This window comes from Acidovorax sp. Leaf160 (assembly GCF_001424265.1).
Classification (GTDB): Bacteria; Pseudomonadota; Gammaproteobacteria; order Burkholderiales; family Burkholderiaceae_C; genus Paracidovorax.
On the sequence record NZ_LMOV01000023.1, the window covers coordinates 37,496 to 60,826 of the forward strand.

Annotated in this window: 20 protein-coding genes; 4 read left to right on the forward strand and 16 right to left on the reverse strand. The window is 66.5% G+C overall.

All coding sequences use genetic code 11. From position 1 onward, the window contains the following. Positions 1-5 precede the first annotated feature (5 nt). On the forward strand, positions 6-2,048 hold the full coding sequence (gene mutL / locus ASF94_RS10875; RefSeq protein WP_200933061.1) for a DNA mismatch repair endonuclease MutL: 2,043 nt from the start codon (positions 6-8) through the stop codon (positions 2,046-2,048). Between the two features lie 257 nt (positions 2,049-2,305). Here the strand turns inward: mutL and ASF94_RS10880 are convergent, their stop codons facing one another. Then, positions 2,306-3,472, reverse strand: a complete 1,167-nt coding sequence (locus tag ASF94_RS10880) for a glycerophosphodiester phosphodiesterase (protein WP_056665782.1) — start codon at positions 3,470-3,472, stop codon at positions 2,306-2,308. Between the two features lie 310 nt (positions 3,473-3,782). On the opposite strand from ASF94_RS10880, the gene gdhA reads away from it, so the two are divergent. Continuing rightward, the gene (gdhA, locus tag ASF94_RS10885; RefSeq protein ID WP_056665786.1) at positions 3,783-5,126 is read left to right on the forward strand and encodes an NADP-specific glutamate dehydrogenase; all 1,344 of its coding nucleotides are present in this window, start codon (positions 3,783-3,785) and stop codon (positions 5,124-5,126) included. Between the two features lie 126 nt (positions 5,127-5,252). Here gdhA and ASF94_RS10890 read toward each other — a convergent pair whose 3' ends face one another. After that, positions 5,253-5,885 (reverse strand): LysE family translocator, encoded by a 633-nt coding sequence (locus tag ASF94_RS10890; RefSeq protein ID WP_056665789.1) that lies wholly within the window; start codon positions 5,883-5,885, stop codon positions 5,253-5,255. 153 nt (positions 5,886-6,038) lie between these two features. Continuing rightward, the gene (locus tag ASF94_RS10895) at positions 6,039-6,674 is read right to left on the reverse strand and encodes an ATP-binding cassette domain-containing protein (RefSeq protein ID WP_056665792.1); all 636 of its coding nucleotides are present in this window, start codon (positions 6,672-6,674) and stop codon (positions 6,039-6,041) included. 164 nt (positions 6,675-6,838) lie between these two features. Here ASF94_RS10895 and ASF94_RS10900 point away from each other — a divergent pair, with 164 nt between their 5' ends. Together ASF94_RS10900 and ASF94_RS21790 are read left to right on the forward strand one after the other, a co-directional pair. Next, positions 6,839-7,210, forward strand: coding sequence for a hypothetical protein (locus ASF94_RS10900; RefSeq protein WP_056667148.1), 372 nt, complete (start codon positions 6,839-6,841; stop codon positions 7,208-7,210). A gap of 3 nt (positions 7,211-7,213) precedes the next feature. Further along, positions 7,214-9,205, forward strand: a complete 1,992-nt coding sequence (locus ASF94_RS21790; protein WP_056665794.1) for an ABC transporter transmembrane domain-containing protein — start codon at positions 7,214-7,216, stop codon at positions 9,203-9,205. Positions 9,206-9,353: 148 nt separating this feature from the next. On the opposite strand, the gene ASF94_RS10910 is transcribed toward ASF94_RS21790, so the two are convergent. The 13 genes from ASF94_RS10910 to ASF94_RS10970 all read right to left on the reverse strand — a co-directional run bounded on the left by ASF94_RS10910 (position 9,354) and on the right by ASF94_RS10970 (position 23,327). After that, complete coding sequence (locus ASF94_RS10910; protein ID WP_056665797.1) at positions 9,354-9,896, reverse strand: DUF1178 family protein; 543 nt, start codon at positions 9,894-9,896, stop codon at positions 9,354-9,356. 42 nt (positions 9,897-9,938) lie between these two features. After that, on the reverse strand, positions 9,939-10,277 hold the full coding sequence (locus tag ASF94_RS10915; protein ID WP_056665799.1) for a DUF2818 family protein: 339 nt from the start codon (positions 10,275-10,277) through the stop codon (positions 9,939-9,941). A gap of 73 nt (positions 10,278-10,350) precedes the next feature. Then, positions 10,351-11,844 (reverse strand): NADH-quinone oxidoreductase subunit NuoN, encoded by a 1,494-nt coding sequence (gene nuoN / locus ASF94_RS10920; protein ID WP_056665801.1) that lies wholly within the window; start codon positions 11,842-11,844, stop codon positions 10,351-10,353. 28 nt (positions 11,845-11,872) lie between these two features. Then, on the reverse strand, positions 11,873-13,348 hold the full coding sequence (locus ASF94_RS10925; protein ID WP_056665804.1) for an NADH-quinone oxidoreductase subunit M: 1,476 nt from the start codon (positions 13,346-13,348) through the stop codon (positions 11,873-11,875). A 13-nt stretch (positions 13,349-13,361) separates the two neighbouring features. Further along, positions 13,362-15,407: an NADH-quinone oxidoreductase subunit L gene (gene nuoL, locus ASF94_RS10930; protein WP_200933062.1), complete on the reverse strand. Its 2,046-nt coding sequence runs from the start codon at positions 15,405-15,407 to the stop codon at positions 13,362-13,364. Positions 15,408-15,438: 31 nt separating this feature from the next. Continuing rightward, entirely contained in the window at positions 15,439-15,747 is a 309-nt protein-coding gene (gene nuoK, locus ASF94_RS10935) for an NADH-quinone oxidoreductase subunit NuoK (protein WP_056665810.1), read from the reverse strand. Further along, positions 15,744-16,412: an NADH-quinone oxidoreductase subunit J gene (locus tag ASF94_RS10940; RefSeq protein ID WP_056665815.1), complete on the reverse strand. Its 669-nt coding sequence runs from the start codon at positions 16,410-16,412 to the stop codon at positions 15,744-15,746. The genes nuoK and ASF94_RS10940 overlap by 4 nt, the downstream gene beginning before the upstream one ends. A gap of 40 nt (positions 16,413-16,452) precedes the next feature. Further along, positions 16,453-16,965, reverse strand: a complete 513-nt coding sequence (gene nuoI, locus ASF94_RS10945) for an NADH-quinone oxidoreductase subunit NuoI (protein ID WP_056665818.1) — start codon at positions 16,963-16,965, stop codon at positions 16,453-16,455. Between the two features lie 12 nt (positions 16,966-16,977). Continuing rightward, positions 16,978-18,054 (reverse strand): NADH-quinone oxidoreductase subunit NuoH, encoded by a 1,077-nt coding sequence (gene nuoH, locus ASF94_RS10950; RefSeq protein WP_056665820.1) that lies wholly within the window; start codon positions 18,052-18,054, stop codon positions 16,978-16,980. After that, entirely contained in the window at positions 18,051-20,195 is a 2,145-nt protein-coding gene (gene nuoG, locus ASF94_RS10955; protein WP_056665824.1) for an NADH-quinone oxidoreductase subunit NuoG, read from the reverse strand. Before nuoG ends, nuoH begins: the two co-directional genes overlap by 4 nt. Positions 20,196-20,209: 14 nt before the next feature. Next, the gene (gene nuoF, locus ASF94_RS10960) at positions 20,210-21,565 is read right to left on the reverse strand and encodes an NADH-quinone oxidoreductase subunit NuoF (protein ID WP_056665826.1); all 1,356 of its coding nucleotides are present in this window, start codon (positions 21,563-21,565) and stop codon (positions 20,210-20,212) included. Further along, a complete protein-coding gene (gene nuoE, locus ASF94_RS10965; RefSeq protein ID WP_056665828.1) occupies positions 21,562-22,077 on the reverse strand; it encodes an NADH-quinone oxidoreductase subunit NuoE in 516 nt (171 codons plus the stop codon). The genes nuoF and nuoE overlap by 4 nt, the downstream gene beginning before the upstream one ends. After that, the gene (locus ASF94_RS10970) at positions 22,074-23,327 is read right to left on the reverse strand and encodes an NADH-quinone oxidoreductase subunit D (RefSeq protein ID WP_056665831.1); all 1,254 of its coding nucleotides are present in this window, start codon (positions 23,325-23,327) and stop codon (positions 22,074-22,076) included. Before ASF94_RS10970 ends, nuoE begins: the two co-directional genes overlap by 4 nt. Between the last annotated feature and the right edge of the window lie 4 nt (positions 23,328-23,331).

Genomic DNA, 23,331 nt, shown 5'->3' on the forward strand with positions numbered 1-23,331 from the left:
GCCGGGTGAACGCCCCCCTTTCCCCACCCCGCCGCCCCATCCGCGACCTGCCCGACGAGCTGATCAGCCAGATCGCCGCGGGCGAAGTGGTCGAACGCCCTGCCTCCGCCGTGCGCGAACTGGTGGACAACGCGCTCGACGCCGGCGCCACGCAGATCACCGTGCGCCTGCTGGCCGGCGGTGTGCGGCTGATCGCCGTGGAAGACGACGGCGCCGGCATTCCGCACGACGAGCTGCCCGTCGCGCTGCGCAGGCACGCCACCAGCAAGATCACCAACCTGCACGACCTCGAATCGGTCGCCACCATGGGCTTTCGCGGCGAGGCGCTGGCTGCCATCGCCTCGGTGTCTGAAATGGCGCTGCTGTCGCGCCCGGCGCACCAGGCCAGCGCCTTCCTGCTGGACGCGCGCAGCGGCGAGCTGCGGCCCGCGGCGCGCAGCACCGGCACCACGGTGGAAGTGAAGGAACTCTTCTTTTCGACGCCTGCCCGGCGCAAGTTCTTGAAGACCGACGCCACCGAGCTGGCCCACTGCGTGGAGGCCGTGCGTCGCCATGCGCTGGCCCGGCCCGACGTGGGCTTCGCCATCTGGCATGAGGGCAAGCTGGTCGAGCAATGGCGCGCCACGCTGGCAGCGGGCGACGGCCCCCGCGACGCGGATGCGCTGCAGCAGGCACTGGGCCGCCGCCTGGCCGATGTGCTGGGCGAGGACTTCCTCGCCGAATCGGTGGCCGTGCGGCACCGCTCGGGCGCCGTCACCGTCACCGGCCGCGCAGGCCTGCCCGATGCCGCCCGCTCGCGCGCCGACCAGCAGTTCTGCTACGTCAACGGCCGCTTCGTGCGCGACAAGGTGCTGACCCATGCGGCGCGCAGCGCGTACGAAGACGTGCTGCATGGCCACAAGCAGCCCGTCTATGCGCTCTACGTGGAGATCGATCCGCTGCGGGTGGACGTGAACGTGCACCCGACCAAGATCGAGGTGCGCTTCCGGGACAGCCGCGAGGTGCATCAGGCCGTGCGCCACGCGGTGGAGAACGCCCTGGCCGCGCCGCGCGCGCAGGCCTTGGCACAGGCGGCTGCGGCTGCCGCTGCCGCTGGGGGTGCGGGCGGCGACGGCGGTGCGGAGCCATCGGGCACTGACAGCGCCCCGGCTGCAGTGGCCAGCCGTTTTCAAGCAACAAATCGGCCTTCAGCGCTTTATCCATCAGTGCAGAGTGCTATCAAATTTGATGAAAGACCCGGCCACAAGGTGTCCGACCTGCAGGCGCTGTGGGGCTCGCCATCGACGGCCACCGAACCTGCCGCGCTCCTGGCCGCCACGCAGTCCTCCGAGCCACGGGACACGCAGGGAGCCGACCCGGTGGCCCGGCCGCAGGCGATGAACTGGGCGATGCCCGCCCCTCCCCTCGCGGCCGCAACGGCCACGGCCACAGCCCCCGCCACCTCCGTCGCCGACACCCCCACCTGGCCGCTGGGCCGCGCCGTGGCGCAGATCCACGGCGTCTACATCCTGGCCGAGAACGCCCAGGGCCTGATCGTGGTGGACATGCATGCCGCCCACGAACGCATCGTCTATGAGCGGCTCAAGGCCCAGGTGGATGGCGGGGCGCGCATCGCCAGCCAGCCGCTGCTGATCCCAGCGACCTTCGCCGCCACCCCCGAGGAGGTGGCGACGGCTGAGTCGCAGGAAGGCACGCTGGAGATGCTGGGCCTGGCGATCTCGCCCTTCTCGCCGCGCACGCTGGCGGTGCGGGCCGTGCCCACCACGCTGGCCCACGGCAACCCGGTCGAGCTGGCGCGCAGCGTGCTGGCCGAACTGGCGGCGCACGACGCCAGCACGGTGGTGCAGCGCGCCCGCAACGAGATCCTGGGCACCATGGCCTGCCACGGCGCGGTGCGTGCCAATCGCCGGTTGACGCTGGACGAGATGAACGCCCTGCTGCGCCAGATGGAAACCACCGACCGGTCCGACCAGTGCAACCATGGCCGTCCGACCTGGCGCCAGCTGTCGATGAAGGAGCTGGATGCGTTGTTCCTGCGGGGGCGGTGACGTATCCAGGCCGATGCGCCGAGACGGGCATTCGGCCGGGATGGGCTGCGGGACCTGGCTTCGACAGGCCCCGCCCGAACGGGCGGGGGCAGCGGAAGGCTCGCTGCTCAAGTCTTAGCCTCAGTCTCAGCGGCTCTCGGCCGACAGTCAGCGACCCCATTCTCTGCGTCTGAGCCTCTCGAAGGGCCGTCACCGCGGCGCGGCCTCGGCCCGGCAAGCCGAAGGCACGCAGCCAGGCCTCTCCAGGGGGATGCCCTTCAGTCGTCCCGCGCCGCCTTGGCCTGGTCCGGGAAGTCCGAGAACACGCCGTCCACACCCAGCCGGAAAAACCGGCGGTATTCCGCCTTCGGGTCGCCCTTGTAGTCGGACGTCAGGCGCTTGGCTTCGCTGCGGAAGGTGTAGGGGTGCACGAACAGCCCGGCGTCGTGCGCGTACTCGACCACGCGGGTGGGCTCCATCAGCACGCGGTCGCGCTCGTCGATGACGCCGTCGCCGTTCAGGTCATCGGGCTTGCCATCGCGGTTGGCGTCCACCTGGCGGGACGGGATGAGGTAGGGCTTCCATGGCCCGATGCCGTCCGCATAGGTCTTCACTTCCTTCAGGCCTTCGGGGGTGAGCAGGCTGGCGAAGGTGCGGCGGTCGCCCGCGACCGCGAAGTCGTAGGGCTTGTCATACGGCGCGGTCAGATCGATGCTGCCGTCGGCATTGACGTCGTTCGCGTCCACCAGCTGGACCAGCCGCACCTGGCTCTTGCTGCGCAGGTACTTCAGGTTGGACACCTCGAACGACTGCAGGATGACGGGGGAGTCCTTCGCGGTGTAGCCATATTGCGAAAGCGTGCCGAGCAGGCGGTCTTCGAGCGGCAGACCCAGGCGGGCGTGGTAGGTCGGGTGCTTGGTCTCGATGTACACGCCCACGCTGCGGTTCAGGCGCTGGCCCTCGCTGCGGGCGAGGTCGAGCACTTCGGTCAGCGTGGGGATCTGGAAGCGGCCGTTGAACGACTGGTCGCGCTCGGGCAGCGGCTGCACGGCGCGCAGGGTCTTGATCTCGGCCAAGGTGAAGTCGGAGGCGAACCAGCCCTCTTCGGTGACGCCGTCCACGACTTTCTTGGTCTTGCGGTTGGCGAACTCCGGTCGGGTCGACACGTCGGTCGTGCCGGTGATGTTGGGCTCGTGGCGGGCAATCAGCACGCCGTCCTTGGTGGCCACCAGGTCGGGCTCGATGAAGTCGGCGCCCATTTCGATGCCGCGGCGGTAGCCCTCCAGCGTGTGGTCGGGCAGGTATCCGGCGGCGCCGCGATGGCCGATCACCAGCGCCTTCTTGCCGTCAAGGGTGGGGTCGTTGTCGTCACCGCCGCAGCCCGCCAGGAGGGCCGTGGCCACGGCCGCAGCCAGGGCCGTCTTTCCCAGGATTCTTCTTGTCATGTGGTCGTCTCTTTCTCGGATCAGGAAGGAAGGTTCGGGACTGTGTGCAGCCCGCCTGCACTGTGCTGCGCTTTGATGACAGGCACAAGTCCGGAAAGCACCAGATCGGCACAGGGGCTGCACCAAGAAGGTTCGAAGGCACCCGGCAGACTGGTGGAATCCCTTGAATGGTGCATGCCGGCTGGCGAGCTACCCATAATGTGGCGGCCATAGCTGCGGCCACCGGCGCGGCGCCGGCATGCGGCGCGAGGCCGGCCCTGCGGCTGCCTGCCAACTTCCCTCCTCCCTTTTTTGACAGAAAGTGCTCTCCATGTCCCATGACTCCGTCGGCCAGTTTCTCGAACAGGTGGCTCAGCGCAACCCGGGCCAGCCCGAATTCCTGCAGGCCGTGACCGAGGTGATGGAGAGCCTCTGGCCGTTCATTGCGAGGAACCCCCGCTATGCCGAACAGGCGCTGCTGGAGCGCCTGGTGGAACCCGAGCGCATCGTCATGTTCCGGGTGTGCTGGACGGACGACGCGGGCCGCGTGCAGGTCAACCGGGGCTACCGCATCCAGCACAGCATGGCGATCGGGCCGTACAAGGGCGGTCTGCGCTTCCACCCCTCGGTCAATCTGTCGGTGCTCAAATTCCTCGCGTTCGAGCAGACCTTCAAGAACGCTCTCACCACGCTGCCGATGGGCGGCGGCAAGGGTGGGTCGGACTTCGACCCCAAGGGCAAGAGCCAGGGCGAGGTGATGCGGTTCTGTCAGGCCTTCGCGGCGGAGCTGTACCGCCATGTGGGGGCCGATACCGACGTGCCGGCCGGCGACATCGGCGTGGGCGGGCGCGAAGTGGGCTTCATGGCCGGCATGGTCAAGAAGCTGACCAATCGGGCCGATTGCGTATTCACAGGCAAGGGCCTGTCGTTCGGCGGCTCGCTGGTGCGCCCGGAGGCGACCGGCTACGGCACGGTGTACTTCGCCGAAGAAATGCTGAAGACGCGCGGCCGGTCGATGGCCGGCATGCGGGTGTCGGTTTCGGGCTCGGGCAACGTGGCCCAGTACGCGGTCGAAAAGGCGATGCAGCTGGGCGCCAAGGTGGTCACCGTTTCCGACTCCGGTGGCACGGTGATCGACGAGGCCGGCTTCACCCCCGAGAAGCTCGCCCGGCTGATGGAGGTGAAGAACCAGCGCTACGGCCGCGCCAGCGACTACGCCGAAGCCATCGGCGCGCGATTCGAGGCCGGCGCCAATCCCTGGCAGGTGCCGGTGGACGTCGCCCTGCCCTGCGCCACCCAGAACGAGCTGCAGGCAGAGGACGCCGCCCGCCTCATCGAGAACGGCGTGCTGTGCGTGGCCGAGGGTGCCAACATGCCGTCCACCATCGAAGCGGCCAAGGCCTTCGAAGCCGCGGGCGTGCTGTATGCGCCGGGCAAGGCCAGCAACGCAGGCGGCGTGGCCACGTCCGGGCTGGAGATGAGCCAGAACGCGGCGCGCCTCGCGTGGACGCGCGAGGAAGTCGATGCGCGGCTGCTGAAGATCATGCAGGGCATCCACGCGGCCTGCGTGGAGCACGGCCAGCGCGCGGACGGCAGCGTGAGCTACGTGGACGGCGCGAACATCGCCGGCTTCGTCAAGGTGGCCGACGCGATGCTGGCGCAGGGCGTGGTTTGATTTGGGGCGCCACCGCCGGCCACGCCTGGGCTGTCTGGTGACACATCAGGAGCATGGACCGCTGAAGGCGCTTGTCTCGCTGAAATCCTCCCCACATTGGCGTCATCGCCCGGGAGGGGGTACCGTTCAGCGGTTGGCTGCCAGCAACAGCCCTCCAGCGCCCATGAAGAACCCGCCGGTCGCCTTGTTCAAGCGCACCACGCCGCGCTGTGTGCGAATGAGGCGCCGGATCTGCCGGCCGCAGGTGGCGTACACCGCAGTAGCCACGAATTCCGCCAGCAGATAGACCGAGCCCAACACCATGAACTGGTGTGCCGCAGGCTGCGCCGGGTCGATGAATTGCGGGAAGACCGCTGCGAACAGGATGATGGCCTTCGGGTTGGTGATCCCCAACAGAAACTCCTGCGCAATCAGGCTGCGCAGCTTGACGGGTTCCCGCGTAGTCACGGGTTCAACGCCCTCGATCAGTTCCAGTCCGCCGAACTCTCGACTCCGCCAGGCACGCCAGCCCAGCCAGAACAGGTAGGCCGCGCCCATCCATTTCACCGCCGTGAAGGCGCCTTCGGACGCCAGCAGCATCGCACCCAGGCCCACTGCCGAGATCGTCAGAAATATCGCGAACGCCACAACTCGGCCGATGGTGGCGACCATGGCCCTGCCCACGCCGGCACGAATGCCGTTGTTGAGACTGCAGAAATTGTTGGGACCGGGTGTCAGCGCGATGGCCACGGCTACTGGGGCAAAGAGAACGGCATCCATTGCATGTTCCGCGTCAAAAAACCAAGGTTCGTAGAGTGTAGAGCGGTCGCAGCACGCTGCAGCCACCGCTGCCACCGCTGCCACCGTTGCGAGCACACTTGCAGCCCCCGCTTTAGGACCAGCACCTGTCCAAGACACCGCCCCCATCTCCGTTCAATCCGGAAGCGTCCAGCTGTCACGCCAAGGCACGCCGGGCAGCGCCTCGTAATGGGCCACCACAAGGGCCCGCTGGCCCTCATGCGCGCAGGCGGCCAGCGCGTCCTGCAAGTGGTGGATGGACGGCCTGTCGAGTCCGGCGACCGGCTCGTCGAAAAGCGTGAGTTCAGCGCCGCTGGCCAGGCCCGCAGCGAAGAGCACCTTGCGTTGCGAGCCGGTGGACAACTGTTCCATGGGCTTGTGTAGGTGCGGCGGCAGGCCGAAGCCCTGCACGTGGCGGACCAGGGCATCGCCATCCCAACGCGGGTAGAGCGCAGGCAACTGTGCGAACCACTGTGCCGGGGTGATGGCATCGAGCCCGGAGGCCCGCGGTTCCACCCAGAAGACATGTGGTGCACCAGGTGACCGCCAGAGGGGCAGCGGGTGACCAAGCAGCCGGGCCGAACCGGCCTGGGCCGGCAGCGCGCCCGCCAGCAGGCGCAGCAGCGTGGTCTTGCCGGCGCCGTCGCCGCCCAGCAACAGCGAAGCGCCTGCCCGGATTTGCGCGCTCCAGCCTTGCAGCAGCGAGCGGCCGGGGTAGGCAAAGCTCCAGCCTTGCACGTTCAGGATGATGGGTTCTTCGCTGGGGGTCATGGCTTGGATGGAAGGCGCGGGATGGATGGCGGACAGCGTTCATAGGGAGGCCGGCCTCCGACCAGGACCGCACAAGAGACGGACGCGGCCGGGTGCTTTCGGCACGCCGTGCAGCCGATTGCACCATGCCGGAGAATGCACGCAACTGCCTGCCTCCCCGCCCCATGACCTCTTTGAACTACCTTGAATTTGACTACAGCGAAGACGACGAAGGCACCGGCACCTGGGACGCCATCGCCAGCGTGACCGACGCCCGCCTGCTGGCGCTGCAGGCCGAGATCGTGCAGATGCTGGCCTGGGCCACGCACGACTTCCCCGGCCCGCGCGGCCCCATCGAAGAAGGCGGGGCCTGGGACTACGACCTGCACAGCGAGCCCGACGGCGCGCCGCTGCAGACCCTGCACTACGACGCCGCGGCCCGCCAGCTGCGCCCGGAGGTGGCGCACCGCGCCGGCCGGCGCCACACGTTCACCCTGTCGCTGAGCGGCAACCGCGCGTTTGCCGAAGCACTGCAGGCGGCCTTCGGGCTGGACTGACCGGTGGCCCGCAGCGAAGCCCCGGCAGCCGCGCGCGGCGCCCCCCGGTCCCTGTTGGGGCTGTTGCCGTTCCTGCGGCCCTATGCCGGGCGCATCGCGCTGGCCGGCGTCTTCCTGGTGCTGGCGGCACTGGCCACGCTGGCCTTTCCCTGGGCGCTGCGGCAGCTCATCGACGGCGGCCTGGTCGGCGCGGACAAGGCCACGCAGGCCATGGCGCTGCGCGGGCACTTCGTGCTGCTGTCCGGCGTGGCCATGGCGCTGGGGGTTTTCTCGGCGGCCCGGTTCTACATGGTCAGCTGGCTGGGCGAACGCGTCACGGCCGACCTGCGCAATGCGGTGTACCGCCACGTGCTGCAGCAAAGCCCGGAGTTCTTCGAAACCACCCAGACCGGCGAAGTGCTGTCCCGGCTGACGGTGGACACTACCCTGGTGCAGACTGTTGTCGGCTCGTCGCTGTCGATGGGGCTGCGCAACGCCGTGCTGGGCCTGGGCGCCCTGGTCATGCTGGTCTGGACGCACCCCTACGTGATGGTGCTGGTGCTGGTGGCGATCGCCGTGGTGGTGCTGCCCACGCTGTGGATCGGGCGGCGCGTGCGCCGGCTCTCACGCGCCAGCCAGGACCGCGTGGCCGATGCCAGCGCCATGGCGGCCGAAGTGCTGAACGCCATCCCCGTGGTGCAAAGCTTCACGGCCGAGCCGCGCGAGGCGCGCCGGTTCGAGGCCGCCACCGACACCGCCTTCCAGGCCGCCGTGCGGCGCAGCGGGGCACGCGCCGCGCTGGTGGCTTTCATCATCATCACCAACGCTGCGCTGCTGCTGTGGGGACTGCACCAGGGAACCCAGGCCGTCATCGCCGGCACCATGAGCGCCGGCAACCTGGGCCAGACGGTCGTCTACGTGATGTTCCTCGCCGGGGCGGTGGCCGTGCTGGGCGAGGTGTATGGCGACCTGCTGCGCGCGGCGGGAGCGACCGAACGGCTGATGGAACTGCTCGCCACCGAGTCGGCGATCACGTCTCCGGTTGCCGCGGATGACCGGCAGGCTCGCCCGCTCGCGCCCAGCGGGGCAGCGGCTGCGACGGCTCCGGCCGGGGCTGGCGCCCCTGCGGCGGTTCCCTTGCCCATCGCGCCCGGCGCGGGGCATGGCGGCGTCGACACACGCCCCGCCATCCCGGGTGCTGCCGTGCCGCGCACTGCTGCTTCGGAAAATGCCGGTGCCATCGCTCTGGCGTTCGACAACGTCAGCTTTGCCTATCCATCACGGCCCGGGCTGCCCGCGCTGCAGTCTTTCAACCTCGCGCTGCGCACAGGCGAGACGGTGGCCCTGGTCGGTGCCAGCGGGGCCGGCAAAAGCACCGTGTTCCAGCTGTTGCAGCGCTTCTACGACGTGGGCGCCGGTCCGCTGGACGGCGGCTGCATCACGCTGACGGGCGTCGACATCCGCACGCTGCCGCTGCACACGCTGCGTGGCCAGATCGGCATCGTGCCGCAGGACGCCGTCATCTTCTCCCGCTCGGCCCGCGAGAACATCCGCTACGGCCGGCCCGACGCGAGCGACGCAGAGGTGGAGGCCGCTGCACGCGCGGCCTACGCCCACGGCTTCATCGAGGCCCTGCCCGAGGGGTACGACACCTTCCTGGGCGAGCGCGGGGTGCGGCTGTCCGGCGGGCAGCGCCAGCGCATGGCCATCGCCCGCGCGCTGCTGAAGGATGCCCCCGTGCTGTTGCTGGACGAAGCCACCAGCGCGCTGGACGCCGAGAGCGAGCGCGTGGTGCAGGCCGCCCTGGAAGCCGCGATGCACCGGCATGCCGGGCGCCGCACGACGCTGGTGATAGCCCACCGCCTGGCCACCGTGCAGAACGTGGACCGGATCGTGGTGCTGGAGCACGGCCGCATCGTGGAGGAAGGCCGGCACGAGGCGCTGGTGCGCCAGGGCGGCGCGTACGCGCGGCTGGCGGCGCTGCAGTTCGCGGGGGATGGTCGGCCACCGGCGTAGGCGGAGCTGCACGGGTGGGCAGGGATCGGCGCTGTGAAGGCAAAGCGCCAGGCCGGTCGGCCGGGGGACGTACACACCCCCATGGGCGAACCCGGCAGCCGGCCCTGCGGCTGCTTGCGCCGCGCTGGCCTCCCCAGGCACCGCCGGCCTACTGCAGGGTTTCCTTTGCGCCCACGGGCAGCGCCAGCGGCATGACGGGCACGCCCTCCTCCAGCAGCTCCAGCGCCTGCTCGCGCGTGGCTTCGCCCCGGATGGGACGCTCGGCGATGTCGCCGTGGTGCATGCGCCGGGCCTCGTCGGCAAAGCGGCTTCCGACATCCTCGGTGCGCGCGGCGATCTCGCGCGACAACTTGAGCCAGGCGGCCTGCAGTTGCACCTGCAGGCGCCGGTGCGCCTCGCCGTCTGCGGACGCGGGCTGAGGTTCTGCCGCCGCAGGCAGCCGCTGCGGGGACGAAGCCGTGGTGGCCTGTGCTGCGGGAGCCTGGGCGTCATCGTGGTGGCGTGCACTGCCTGTGGCGGGCCGCGCGCCGAAGTTCAGCCGGGGCGCGCTCAGTCCCTTGCGCACCTGGCTGCTGCCGCACAGCGGGCACTGCACCAGACCGCGCTGCTGCTGTGACTGATAGTCGTCCTCCGAGCCGAACCATCCCTCGAAACCATGCCCGTGCTCGCAGAACAGATCGAGGACTTTCAAAGCATCAGGACCAGGAGATGAAGGGGTGGATGGATGGGCGGATCAGAGGGCGGAACGGGGCGGCGCGCCGTCGCCTCCATCGCGGCGGCGCAGCAGGTAGCGGTAGACGAAACCGGGAAATGCCAGTGTCACGAACAGGGTGGCCGTGATGGCGTAGAACTCCCAGCCCTGGGGCGCGATCTGCCCCGCGCGCCGTTCGAGCAGCAGCGCCAGGCCCCCGACCACGGCATACAGCAGCACCATCTCGGCAAGCCGCCCGCCCAGTGGCTTGCGAGCGGCCGCGCGGGGCCCCACGGCCAGCCAACGCTCGTTGACGAAAGGCAGGTTCGCCGCCAGCAAGGCAGCCACGATCACCAGCCAGACGGCACCGGTTTGTGACATGGCGAGGAGGTCGGACGGCGGGGAGGGAAATGATCAGGAAGACAGGGCGGGCGCGTGGCGCCCGTGCCCTGCTTCAGGTAGCCAGCGCGCGCACGACGGCGTCGGCGCAGAGGGCCATCAAACCGCCGGGCAGCAGGCCCAGCGCCACGATCAGGGCGCCGTTGAGCGCCAGCACCACGCGCACGTCCATCGGGGCGGACACGCGGGTCGCGGTCAGCGGTGCATCGAAGTACATCACCTTCACGACGCGCAGGTAGTAGAAGGCGCCGATCAGCGACATGATCACGGCGAACACGGCCAAGGCGATGTAGAGGGTCTGGCCCGAAGCCACCAGCGCCTGCAGCACGGCCAGCTTGGCGTAGAAACCCACCAGCGGGGGCAGACCCGCGAAAGAGAATAGGCAGATCGCCATCACGCCGGCATAGAACGGGCTGCGCTGGTTGAGGCCCGACAGGTCGGCCACTTCCTCGCTTTCGAAACCCTCACGCGCCAGCAGCAGGATGACGCCGAAGGCCGCCAACGTGGTCAGCACATAGGTCACCACGTAGAACATGGCCGAGCTGTAGGCGTTCTCGACGGCCGTGGCATCGACGTTGCCGTTGATCACGCCCGACAGCAGGCCCAGCAGCACGAAGCCCATCTGCGAGATGGTCGAATAGGCCAGCATGCGCTTGAGGTTGGTCTGCATGATGGCGGCCAGGTTGCCGACCAGCAGCGAGCCGATCGCCAGCACCGCCAGCATCTGCTGCCAGTCGATGGCCAGGGGCAGCAGGCCGTCCACCAGCAGGCGGATGGTGATGGCGAAAGCGGCCAGCTTGGGTGCGCCGCCGATGACCAGCGTCACCGCCGTCGGGGCACCCTGATAGACGTCGGGCACCCACATGTGGAATGGAACGGCGCCCAGCTTGAAGCCGAGGCCGGCCACCACGAACACCAGGCCGAAGACCAGCACCTGGTGGCGGATCTGGCCGGAATTGACCGCCTTGAACACCTGGCCGATGTCCAGCGAGCCCGTGGCACCGTAGATCATCGACAGGCCGTAGAGCAGGAAGCCGCTGGCCATCGCGCCCAGCACGAAATACTTCATGGCCGCTTCGGTCGAGACGGCGTGGTCACGGCGCAGCGCCACCAGCGCGTAGCTGGACAGGGTGAGCAGTTCCAGGCCCAGATAGATCACCAGGAAGTTGTTGCCCGAGATCATCACGAAGATGCCCAGCAGCAGGAACATCGACAGCGTGAACATCTCGCCGCCGCGCAGCATGCCGCGGTCCGCCGCATAGGGGCGGCCATAGACCAGGGTCACCATCATCGCGATGGTCGCGAAGCACTTGAGCCAGTTGCCCATGGCGTCGCTGACGACCATGTTGCCGAAGCCGTAGAAGGTGCCGCCACCGGTTGCGTACATGGCCTGCAGTGCGGCCACCACGGCCAGCGTGAGCATGGTGAGCACGTAGGTGCCGGTGCGCCGGGCGCTGGTAACGCTCAGGTCCACCAGCGCGATCACGCAGGCCATGACCAGAAGAACGATCTCGGGGTAGATCGCCAGCCAGCTGATGTTGTCAATCATCTCGTCTCTCTCGGTTCAGTCTGGTGGGTCAGTTGAGCTTGGACAGCGCCACGTGCTTGAGCAACTGCGCGACGGACACGTCCATGACGTCGGTGAACGGACGTGGGTACAGGCCCATGTACAGCACCGCGATCGCCAGCACGGCCATCACCAGGAATTCACGGGCGTTGATGTCCTTGAGTTCGCGGACATGGTCGTTGGCGACGGGGCCCAGATAGACGCGCTTGTACATCCACAGGGTGTAGGCCGCGCCCAGGATGAGGGCGGTGGCGGATGCCAGACCCACCCAGAAATTGAACTTCACGGCGCCCAGGATGACCATCCACTCGCCCACGAAACCGGCAGTGCCCGGCAGGCCGCAATTGGCCATGGCGAACAGCAGCGCGAAGGCGGCGAACTTGGGCATGGTGTTGACCACGCCGCCATAGGCCGCGATCTCACGCGAATGCACGCGGTCGTACAGCACGCCGATCGACAGGAACATCGCGCCGGACACGAAGCCGTGGGCAATCATCTGCACGATGCCGCCGGAGACACCGAGGTCGTTGAAGATGAAGAAGCCCAGCGTGACGAAGCCCATGTGGGCCACCGACGAATAGGCCACCAGCTTCTTCATGTCCTTCTGCACCAGCGCGACCAGGCCGACGTAGATCACGGCGACGAGCGACAGCGCGATCATCAGCCAGGCCCACTCGCGGGCGGCATCGGGAGCGATGGGCATGGAAAAGCGCAGGAAGCCGTAGGCACCGAGCTTCAGCATGATGGCCGCCAGCACGGCGGAACCGCCGGTGGGCGCTTCCACGTGCACGTCGGGCAGCCAGGTGTGCACCGGCCACATCGGCACCTTCACCGCAAACGCTGCGAAGAAGGCGAAGAACAGCAGCGTCTGCGCGGTGCGCGACAGCGGCAGCTGGTGCCACGTGGCGATGTCGAAGCTGCCACCCGACTGGTTGTACAGGTAGATCAGCGCGATCAGCATCAGCAGCGAGCCGAGCAGCGTGTAGAGGAAGAACTTGAACGCCGCGTAGATCTTGTTCGGCCCGCCCCAGACACCGATGATCAAATACATCGGGATCAGCGTGGCTTCGAAGAACACGTAGAACAGCATGCCGTCCAGTGCGCTGAACACGCCGATCATCAGACCGGAGAGGATCAGGAAGGCGCCCATGTACTGGTTCACCCGCTCGGTGATGGCTTCCCACGACGCGATCACGACGATCACGGTGATGAAGGCCGTCAGCGGCACGAACCAGAACGAGATGCCGTCCACACCCAGGTGGTACTGCACGTTGAAACGCTCGATCCACATGGCTTTCTCGACGAACTGCGCCGCGGCGCTCGCATTGTCGAAACCCACATAGAGCGGCACCGTCACCGCCAGGCCGACCAGGGCGCCGACCAGCGCCAGCCAGCGCACCAGCGGCGCCTGTTCTTCACGCCCGAAGGCGAGCAGGAGAATGCCGAACGCAATCGGCACCCAGATCGCAAGACTCAACCAACCCATTTTTATTGTTCTCCTACTTGTTGAGCCAGACGAAGTACGTCATGAGCGCGAACACGCCCAGGATCATCACCAGCGCATAGTGATAGATGTAGCCGGACTGGAACCAGCGCACCACCGAGGCGATGCGGCCGACCAGCTTCCAGGAGCCGTTCACCACCAGGCCGTCGATCAGTACCTGGTCGCCGCCCTTCCAGAGACCGGTGCCCAGCGCGCGGCTGCCGCGGGCGAACACGTTCTCGTACACCCAGTCCACGCCGTATTTGCCTTCCAGTGCCTGGTAGACACCGATCTTCTGCATGGCGGACTTGATGGCGGCGGGCCAGGCGGGCATGACCATGTAGAAGACATACGACACCACCACCCCGGCCAGCGCCAGCCAGAACGGCGCAGCGGTGAAGCCGTGCAAGGCCATGGGCACCCAGCCGTGGATGGTCTCGGCCAGCTCGGCCATGGCACCGTGCTTGGCACCGTCCACGTAGATCACACCCTTGAAGAAGTCGCCGAACAGCATGGGCATCAGGGCGATCGCACCGATCACCACCGACGGGATGGCGAGCAGCATCAGCGGACCGGTCACCACCAGCGGCGATTCGTGCGGCTTGGCGTCATGGCCATGGCCGTGGCCGTGGTGGTCGTCGTGGTGATGGTGGTCGTCATGGTGCGCGTCGGGGTTCTGGTCGTAGCGCTCCTTGCCGTGGAAGACCAGGAAGTACAGCCGGAACGAATAGAACGCGGTGATGAACACGCCCGCCAGGACGGCGAAGTTGGCGAAGCCGGCGCCAGGCAGGTGCGTGGCATGCACCGCCTCGATGATCGCGTCCTTGGAATAGAAACCAGAGAAGAACGGGGTGCCGATCAGCGCCAGGTTGCCCAGCAGGAAGGTGATCCAGGTGATCGGCATGTACTTGCGCACGCCGCCCATCCAGCGGATGTCCTGGTTGTGGTGCATGCCCATGATGACCGAGCCGGCACCCAGGAACAGCAGCGCCTTGAAGAACGCGTGCGTCATCAGGTGGAACACGGCCACCGAATAGGCCGAGGCGCCCAGCGCCACGGTCATGTAGCCCAGCTGCGACAGCGTGGAATACGCGATCACGCGCTTGATGTCGTTCTGGATGATGCCCAGCACGCCCATGAAGAGCGCCGTGATGGAGCCGATCACCAGGATGAAGTTGAGCGCCGCGTCCGACATCTCGTAGAGCGGCGACATGCGCGACACCATGAAGATGCCGGCCGTCACCATCGTGGCGGCGTGGATCAGCGCGGAGATAGGGGTCGGGCCTTCCATCGAATCGGGCAGCCAGGCGTGCAGGGGGAACTGGGCCGATTTGCCCATGGCACCGATGAACAGGCAGATGGCGATCACCGTGACCAGCAGCCAGCCCGTGCCGGGCAGCAGCGTGCTCTGCAGCTCAGGCAGCTTGGCGAAGATCTCGCCGTAGTTCAGCGTGCCGGTGAAGGCCGCGATCAGGCCGATGCCCAGGATGAAGCCGAAGTCGCCCACGCGGTTGACCAGGAACGCCTTCATGTTGGCGAAGATGGCGGAAGGACGGTTGTAGTAGAAGCCGATCAGCAGATACGATACCAGGCCCACCGCCTCCCAGCCGAAGAACAGCTGCAGCAGGTTGTTGCTCATGACGAGCATCAACATGGAGAACGTGAACAGCGAGATGTACGAGAAGAAGCGGTTGTAGCCGTCGTCCTCCTGCATGTAGCCGATGGTGTAGATGTGCACCATCAGCGACACGAAGGTCACCACGCACATCATCATGGCGGTGATGCTGTCGATGAGGAAGCCGACTTCCATCTTCAGGCCGCCCACCACCATCCAGGTGTAGATGGACTGGTCGAAGCGCGCGCCATCGGAGACGACGCTGTTGAAGGTGAGTGCCGACAGGATGAAGGCGATCAGCACGCCCAGGATCGTCAGCGTATGGCTGCCGCCGCGGCCGATCTTGTTGCCGCCGAAGGCTGTGCCCCAGATACCCGCGAGCGCGGAACCCACCAGCGGCGCCAGGGGCACCGCCAGGAGCATGGATGCAGAGAGGGTTTGACTCATTCTTGAGAACCTTGCTTGTGTCCGGCGACCATCAACCCTTGAGGGTGTTGAGGTCTTCCGCGTTGATGCTGGATTTGTTGCGGAAGAGCAGAACCAGGATGGCGAGGCCGATGGCGGACTCGGCGGCGGCCACGGTCAGGATGAAGAACACGAACACCTGGCCGTGCATGTCGCCCAGATAGTGGGAGAAGGCCACGAAGTTCATGTTCACCGCCAGCAGCATCAGCTCGATCGCCATCAGCAGCACGATCAGGTTGCGGCGATTCAGGAAGATGCCGATCACGGCCATGGCGAACAGCATGGCCCCCAGCGTCAGAAAGTGCCCCAGGGTCAACGTCATGCCTTCTTCTCCTCGACGGCGGCGGCCACGGGTGCCGGTTCTTCAGCCTTGCGCGTGGCAGGCACCTGCACCATCGCCACACGGTCGCTGGCGCGCACGCGGATCTGCTCGGATGGGCTGATGGTCTTGTTGTCCTTGCGCTGGCGCAGGGTGAGCGCGATGGCGGCAATCATGGCCACCAGCAGGATGACTGCCGCGATCTCGACCGGATAGAGGTATTCGGTATAGAGCAGCTTGCCCAGTGCGCGGGTGTTGGAATAGGGAATGGCCTGCCCTGCCGCGTCCACCATCATGGCGACGGCCTTGGGCTCGTCCATGCCGCGGAAGCCCGACATCAGCACAGCGCCCATTTCCAGTGCGATCAGCGCGCCGATGAACGCGGCCAGCGGGAAGTGCCGCCAGAAGCCCCGGCGGACCTGGTCGATGTGGATGTCCAGCATCATCACCACGAACAGGAACAGCACCATCACCGCGCCCAGGTAGACGAGCACCAGCGCGATGGCGAGAAATTCGGCCTTGAGCAACAGCCAGATGGCCGCAGCTTGGGAGAAGGCGAGGATCAGATGCAGCACGGCGTGCACGGGATTGCGCGCAGTGATGACCCGGAAGGCCGCGTAAAGCAGCACGACCGAGAACAGATAGAAGAAACCAGTCTTGGCGTCCATGGATCGAGTCTTTGTAAAGATCAGGCGGGAGCAGTGCCGCTCAGCGGTACTTGGCGTCCGCGGCCTTCGCTGCGGCAATCTCGGGCTCGTAGCGGTCGCCGACGGCCAGCAGCATTTCCTTCGTGAAGTACAGATCGCCGCGCTTTTCGCCGTGGTATTCCAGGATCTGGGTTTCCACGATGGAGTCGACCGGGCAGCTTTCCTCGCAGAAGCCGCAGAAGATGCACTTGGTCAGGTCGATGTCGTAGCGCGTGGTGCGCCGGGATCCGTCCGCGCGCACATCGGACTCGATGGTGATGGCCAGCGCCGGGCACACCGCTTCGCACAGCTTGCAGGCAATGCAGCGCTCTTCGCCGTTTTCATAGCGGCGCAGCGCGTGCAGGCCACGGAAGCGCGGCGACAGCGGCGTCTTTTCTTCAGGAAACTGCACCGTCACCTTGCGGCGGAAGGCGTAGCGGCCGGTCAGCGCCATGCCCTTGACCAGCTCCACCAGCATGAAGCTCTTGAAGAAATCCTTGATCGAGAAAGGTGATGCAGAAGCAACAGCAGTCATGGTTGTCCCCGCCTAGTTCCAGATGTTCCAGGGCGAATGCAGCCAAGCGCCCACGATAAGCAGCCACACCAGGGTGACCGGAATGAAGATCTTCCAACCCAGACGCATGATCTGGTCATAACGGAATCGCGGGAAGGTCGCGCGGATCCAGATGAACATGGACACCACCACGAACGTCTTCAGACCCAGCCAGATCCAGCCCGGGATGAAGCCCAGCGCCTCGACGGGTGGCAGCCAGCCGCCCATGAACATCAGCACGCCGAGGATCGACACCAGCCACATGCTGGCGTATTCGGCCAGGAAGAACACCGCGAAGCCCATGCCCGAGTACTCGACCATGTGGCCGGCCACGATTTCCGCTTCGCCTTCCACCACGTCGAAGGGGTGGCGGTTGGTTTCGGCCACGCCCGAGATCAGGTAGACGATGAAGATGGGCAGCAGGGGCAGCCAGTTCCAGGACAGGAAGGTGAGACCCATGCCGGCCATGGTGCCGCGGCTCTGGCTCGCGACCACGTCGATCAGGTTCATGCTGCCCGACACCATGATCACCACCAGGAAGCAGAAGCCCATGGCGATTTCATAGCTCACCATCTGGGCGGACGCACGCAGCGCCCCCAGGAAGGCGTACTTGGAGTTCGATGCCCAGCCGGCGATGATCACGCCGTAGACCTCGATGGAGGTGATTGCCATGATCAGCAGCAGGCCCGCATTGACGTTGGCCAGCACGGTTTCGGGACCGAAAGGAATCGCCACCCAGGCAGCCAGCGCCGGCATGATCGCCATCAGCGGGCCGAGCACGAAGAGACCCTTGCTCGCGGCCGCGGGCTGGATGATTTCCTTGGTCATCAGCTTCAGGCCGTCAGCCAGCGGCTGCAGCAAACCGAACGGACCGACCCGGTTGGGGCCATGGCGCACCTGCATGAAGCCCAGCAGCTTGCGCTCCCAGAGCGTCAGGTAGGCAACCGCGCCCATCAGCGGGGCCACGATGGCGACGATCTTCAGCAGGATCCAGAGCACGGGCCAGGCTGCCGCCGTCCACCAGGTGTAGGGCAGCAGATGCAGCCCGCCGTTGTACAGCGCGTCGATCATGCTGCGACTCCTTCAGCGGCGTGCCGGGCATCGGCCGTCAATTGCAGCGACGTGGCACGGCGCACCAGGCCATCGAGCTGGTAGATGCTGGCCACGACCGGCTCGCGCACTGCAGCGTCGGCTGGCGCTCCCGCTGCGGCCTTGGTGTGGTTGCTCAGGCTTTCGGCGGGCAGCGATTCGAGCGCCACTGCACCCGGCGCCACGCCGGTGGCCTGCGCCAGCACTTGCTGCGAGGTCTCGAAGTCGAGGCCCTGCACACCCATCAGGTTGCCGAGCACGCGCAGCACCTTCCAGGCTGGACGCGCGTCGCCCTGCGGCTTCACCACCGCATGGAAGCTCTGCAGGCGGCCTTCCGCATTCACGAACGTGCCGGAGGTTTCCGAGAACGGCGCGATCGGCAGCAGCACATCGCTGAATTCCATGTTGGCCTTGAACGGGCTGAGCGTGACGACCATCTCGGCTTGCGCCAGCGCGCGGCCGGCATCGACGCCATAGGCGGAATCGTGCACCGGCTCGGTATTGAGCAGCAGTGCGGCCTTCAGGCCACCCGAGAGCATCTGGCCGGCATGGAGACCGTTCGACTGCGGTTGGGCACCGACGAACTGTGCGCCAACGGTGTTGGCAGCCTCCGTCAGGTAGCCGACCGTGGCATCGGTGTGCGTGCCGATCCACTGCGCTATGGCGAGCAGTTGGGACGCCTGCGCGTGGTGCGCGGCGCCATTGCCCAACAGGATGGCCCGGCGCTCGCCCGACAGCAGCGCCTGGGCGATGCCGCGGGCCTCTTCGCTGACCTCGCCCACGACGTGGGGAGCGGCGACGTTCTTTTCCTGTGCGATGGCGGCCGCGATGGCACCGAGCGCGCCCAGCCAGTCAGCGGCTGGCGCCACCACGGAATGCTCGACGGGCATGGCCCAGTCGTACGCCTGGCTGTTGACGGCGGCCACACGGCAACCCCGTCGGGCGGCCTGGCGGATGCGCTGTGCGAACAGCGGGTGGTCCTTGCGCAGGTTGGAACCCACGACCAGCACGGACTGCAGGGTGGACAGCGATGCCACCGACGTTCCGAGCCAGCGCACGCCTTCAAACGCCGTGAACTCGGCATTGCGCAGGCGGTAATCGATGTTGTCGCTGCCCAGGCCGCGCACCAGCGCACCGGCCAGGTACAGCTCTTCCAGCGTGCTGTGCGGGCTCACCAGGGCACCGATGCGGCTGGCGCCGTGGTCGTTGCGGACGCTCTGCAAGCCGTTGGCCACATATTCCAAAGCGGTCTGCCAGTCGACTTCCTGCCATTGGCCGCCCTGCTTCAGCATGGGGCGGGTCAGGCGATCGTCGCTGTTGAGGGCCTCGTACGAGAAGCGGTCGCGGTCGGCGATCCAGCACTCGTTGACGTCTTCGTTTTCCAGCGGCACGACGCGCATCACGCGGTGGTTCTTGACCTGAACGATCAGGTTGGCACCGGTCGAGTCGTGCGGGCTGACCGACTTGCGGCGCGACAGCTCCCAGGTGCGGGCGCTGTAGCGGAACGGCTTGCTGGTCAATGCGCCCACGGGGCAGATGTCGATCATGTTGCCCGACAGCTCAGAGTCGACCGTGTCGCCCACGACCGTGGTGATCTCGGAATGTTCACCACGGTGGATCATGCCGAGCTCCATCACGCCGGCCACTTCCTGGCCGAAGCGCACGCAACGGGTGCAGTGGATGCAGCGGCTCATCTCTTCCATCGAGATCAGCGGGCCGACATCCTTGTGGAACACCACGCGCTTTTCTTCGTCGTAGCGCGACGAAGAACCGCCGTAGCCCACGGCCAGATCCTGCAGCTGGCATTCGCCGCCCTGATCGCAGATCGGGCAGTCCAGCGGGTGATTGATGAGCAGAAACTCCATCACCGACTGCTGGGCCTTGATGGCCTTGTCGCTCTTGGTGCGCACGATCATGCCCTGCGTCACGGGCGTGGCGCAGGCGGGCATGGGCTTGGGCGCCTTCTCCACGTCCACCAGGCACATGCGGCAGTTGGCGGCGATGGAAAGCTTCTTGTGATAGCAGAAATGGGGAATGTAGGTGCCGGCCTTTTCGGCAGCATGCATCACCATGCTGCCTTCGGCGACTTCTACCTTCTGCCCGTCCAGTTCGATTTCAACCATATGCGTTCTCGAGGTCAGGCAGAGGCAGGCGCCTGGGGAGTCTGTTGTCGGATCAGCGCTTCGAACTCGGGGCGGAAGTGCTTGATCATGGCGCGCACGGGCATCGCCGCTGCATCGCCCAGGGCGCAGATCGTGCGGCCCTGGATGTTGTCCGCCACCGAATTCAGCAGGTCCAGGTCGCCCACGCGCCCTTCGCTGTGCTGGATGCGGTCGATCACGCGCCACATCCAGCCCGTGCCCTCACGGCAGGGCGTGCACTGGCCACAGGATTCGTGCGAATAGAAGTACGACAGGCGCAGCAGGCTTTCCACCATGCTGCGGGAGTCGTCCATCACGATGACGGCACCCGAGCCCAGCATGGAGCCTGCCTTGGCGATGGAGTCGTAGTCCATCGTGCATTCCATGATGATGGACGCGGGCAGCACGGGCGACGACGAGCCTCCCGGAATCACCGCTTTCAGCTGACGGCCCTTGCGCACGCCGCCGGCCAGCTCGAGCAGCTTGGCGAAGGGCGTGCCCATGGGCACTTCGTAGTTGCCGGGCTTTTCCACGTCGCCGGACACCGAGAAGATCTTGGTGCCGCCGTTGTTCGGCTTGCCGCAAGCCAGGTAGGCCGCGCCGCCGTTGCGGATGATCCAGGGCACCGCCGCGAAGGTTTCGGTGTTGTTGATCGTGGTGGGCTTGCCGTACAGGCCGAAGCTCGCAGGGAACGGCGGCTTGAAGCGCGGCTGGCCCTTCTTGCCTTCCAGCGACTCGAGGAGAGCCGTCTCTTCGCCGCAGATGTATGCGCCGAAGCCGTGGGCCGCGTGCAGCTGGAAGCTGTAGTTGCTGCCCAGGATCTTGTCGCCCAGGTAGCCGGCGGCGCGCGCCTCTTCCAGCGCCTCTTCGAAACGATCGTACGTCTGGAAGATCTCGCCGTGGATGTAGTTGTAGCCCACAGAGATGCCCATCGCATAGGCCGCGATGATCATGCCCTCGATGACAATGTGCGGGTTGAACTGCAGGATGTCGCGGTCCTTGCACGTGCCCGGCTCGCCCTCGTCGGAATTGCAGACGAGGTACTTCTGGCCGGGGAACGAGCGGGGCATGAAGCTCCACTTCAGGCCGGTGGGGAAGCCGGCGCCGCCGCGGCCGCGCAGGCCCGATTCCTTGACCGTGGCGATGACCTGGTCCTGCGTCAGCGGCTCGCCGCCGTCGGTGCCCAGGATCTTGCGCAGGGCCTGGTAGCCGCCGCGCGCCTCATAGTCCTTGAGGCTCCAGTTCGTGCCATCGAGGCCCGCGTAGATCTGCGGCTCGATGTGGCGGTCGTGGAAGCAGGTCTGGACGCCCGTGGCCTGGAACTGCGAGAGGATTTGTGCGGCGGAGGTCATGCGCGCTCCTCCACGCGGCCCGGGGCCGCACCTTCGGCCTGCCGGAGTCCGTCCACCAGCTGGTCGAGCTTGTCGTTGTCCATGAAGCTGCACATCGTGCGGTCGTTGACCAGCATGACGGGGGAGTCGGCGCAGGCACCCAGGCACTCGGATTGCTGCAGCGTGAACAGGCCATCGGGCGTGGTCTCGCCCATGGCGATGCCCAGCTTCTTTTCCAGGTGGTGCAGCGCCTTCTGGCCGTCGCGCAGCTGGCACGGCAGGTTGGTGCAGACGTTCAGCTTGAACTTGCCGGTCGGCTGCTGGTTGTACATGTTGTAGAACGTCGTGACTTCGTGCACGGCGATCTGCGGCATGCCCAGGTACTCGGCGATGACGGCTTCGCTCTCGGTGCTCACCCAGCCCTGTTCCTGCTGGACGATGGCCAGGCAGGCCATCACGGCCGACTGCTTCTGCTCGGGCGGGTACTTCGCCACTTCGCGCGCGAACCGCGCCTTGGTCGCTTCGGTAATCATCGATCAATCTCCCCGAACACGATATCCATGGTGCCGATGATGGCCACCGCGTCGGCAATCATGTGACCCCGCGCCATTTCGTCCAGGGTCGCCAGGTGGGCGAATCCCGGGGCACGGATCTTCAAACGGTATGGCTTGTTGGCACCATCGCTCACCAGATAGATGCCGAACTCGCCCTTGGGGTGCTCGACGGCGGCATAAGCCTCGCCTTCGGGCACGCGGAAGCCTTCGGTGAAGAGCTTGAAGTGGTGGATCAGCTCTTCCATGTTGGACTTCATGGACTCACGCGATGGCGGCGCCACCTTGTGGTTGTCCGTGATGACCGGGCCGGGATTGGCACGCAGCCAGTCCACGCACTGCTTGATGATGCGATTGGACTCGCGCATTTCCTGCACGCGCACCAGGTAGCGGTCATAGCAGTCGCCCGTCTTGCCGACCGGCACGTCGAAATCGACGCGGTCATAGGCGTCGTAGGGCTGCTTCTTGCGCAGATCCCAGGCGATGCCCGAACCGCGCAGCATCGGGCCGGTCATGCCCAGGTTGAGCGCGCGCTCCGGCGTCACCACGCCGATGCCCACCGTACGCTGCTTCCAGATGCGGTTGTCGGTCAGCAGGGTTTCGTATTCGTCCACGCACTTGGGGAAGCGCTTGGTGAAATCGTCGATGAAGTCGAGCATCGAACCCTGGCGGTTCTGGTTCAGCGCGTCGATGGCCTTCGCATTGCGGATCTTGTTGACCTTGTACTGCGGCATCGAGTCGGGCAGGTCGCGGTAGACGCCGCCCGGACGGAAGTAGGCCGCGTGCATGCGCGCGCCCGACACCGCTTCGTAGATGTCGAACAGGTCTTCGCGCTCGCGGAAGGTGTAGATCAGGATCGTGGAGCTGCCGCAATCGTTGCCGTGCGAACCCAGCCACATCAGGTGGTTCAGCAGACGGGTGATCTCGGAGAACATCACGCGGATGTACTGCGCGCGCAGCGGCACGTCGAGGCCCAGCAGCTTCTCGATGGCCAGGCAATACGCATGCTCGTTGCACATCATCGAGACATAGTCCAGCCGGTCCATGTAGGGAAGCGACTGGATGAAGGTCTTGTGCTCGGCCAGCTTCTCGGTGGCGCGGTGCAGCAGGCCGATGTGCGGGTCGGCGCGCTGGACGACTTCGCCGTCCAGCTCGAGCACCAGGCGCAGCACGCCGTGCGCGGCCGGATGCTGGGGCCCGAAGTTCAGGGAGTAGTTCTTGATTTCAGCCATGGTG

What these genes read in the sequence shown, in the direction of transcription:
- ASF94_RS10895 (WP_056665792.1), bottom strand. Translation starts at nt 6,674, where the DNA reads ATGACCCCCAGCGAAGAACCCATCATCCTGAACGTGCAAGGCTGGAGC.
- nuoI (WP_056665818.1), bottom strand. Translation starts at nt 16,965, where the DNA reads ATGACTGCTGTTGCTTCTGCATCACCTTTCTCGATCAAGGATTTCTTC.
- nuoN (WP_056665801.1), bottom strand. Translation starts at nt 11,844, where the DNA reads ATGATTGACAACATCAGCTGGCTGGCGATCTACCCCGAGATCGTTCTT.
- ASF94_RS10940 (WP_056665815.1), bottom strand. Translation starts at nt 16,412, where the DNA reads ATGGACGCCAAGACTGGTTTCTTCTATCTGTTCTCGGTCGTGCTGCTT.
- nuoF (WP_056665826.1), bottom strand. Translation starts at nt 21,565, where the DNA reads ATGACCTCCGCCGCACAAATCCTCTCGCAGTTCCAGGCCACGGGCGTC.
- ASF94_RS10890 (WP_056665789.1), bottom strand. Translation starts at nt 5,885, where the DNA reads ATGGATGCCGTTCTCTTTGCCCCAGTAGCCGTGGCCATCGCGCTGACA.
- nuoH (WP_056665820.1), bottom strand. Translation starts at nt 18,054, where the DNA reads ATGATCGACGCGCTGTACAACGGCGGGCTGCATCTGCTGCCCTACACC.
- ASF94_RS10925 (WP_056665804.1), bottom strand. Translation starts at nt 13,348, where the DNA reads ATGGGTTGGTTGAGTCTTGCGATCTGGGTGCCGATTGCGTTCGGCATT.
- nuoE (WP_056665828.1), bottom strand. Translation starts at nt 22,077, where the DNA reads ATGATTACCGAAGCGACCAAGGCGCGGTTCGCGCGCGAAGTGGCGAAG.
- nuoK (WP_056665810.1), bottom strand. Translation starts at nt 15,747, where the DNA reads ATGACGTTGACCCTGGGGCACTTTCTGACGCTGGGGGCCATGCTGTTC.
- ASF94_RS10900 (WP_056667148.1), top strand. Translation starts at nt 6,839, where the DNA reads ATGACCTCTTTGAACTACCTTGAATTTGACTACAGCGAAGACGACGAA.
- ASF94_RS10915 (WP_056665799.1), bottom strand. Translation starts at nt 10,277, where the DNA reads ATGTCACAAACCGGTGCCGTCTGGCTGGTGATCGTGGCTGCCTTGCTG.
- ASF94_RS10970 (WP_056665831.1), bottom strand. Translation starts at nt 23,327, where the DNA reads ATGGCTGAAATCAAGAACTACTCCCTGAACTTCGGGCCCCAGCATCCG.
- nuoL (WP_200933062.1), bottom strand. Translation starts at nt 15,407, where the DNA reads ATGAGTCAAACCCTCTCTGCATCCATGCTCCTGGCGGTGCCCCTGGCG.
- nuoG (WP_056665824.1), bottom strand. Translation starts at nt 20,195, where the DNA reads ATGGTTGAAATCGAACTGGACGGGCAGAAGGTAGAAGTCGCCGAAGGC.
- gdhA (WP_056665786.1), top strand. Translation starts at nt 3,783, where the DNA reads ATGTCCCATGACTCCGTCGGCCAGTTTCTCGAACAGGTGGCTCAGCGC.
- ASF94_RS10880 (WP_056665782.1), bottom strand. Translation starts at nt 3,472, where the DNA reads ATGACAAGAAGAATCCTGGGAAAGACGGCCCTGGCTGCGGCCGTGGCC.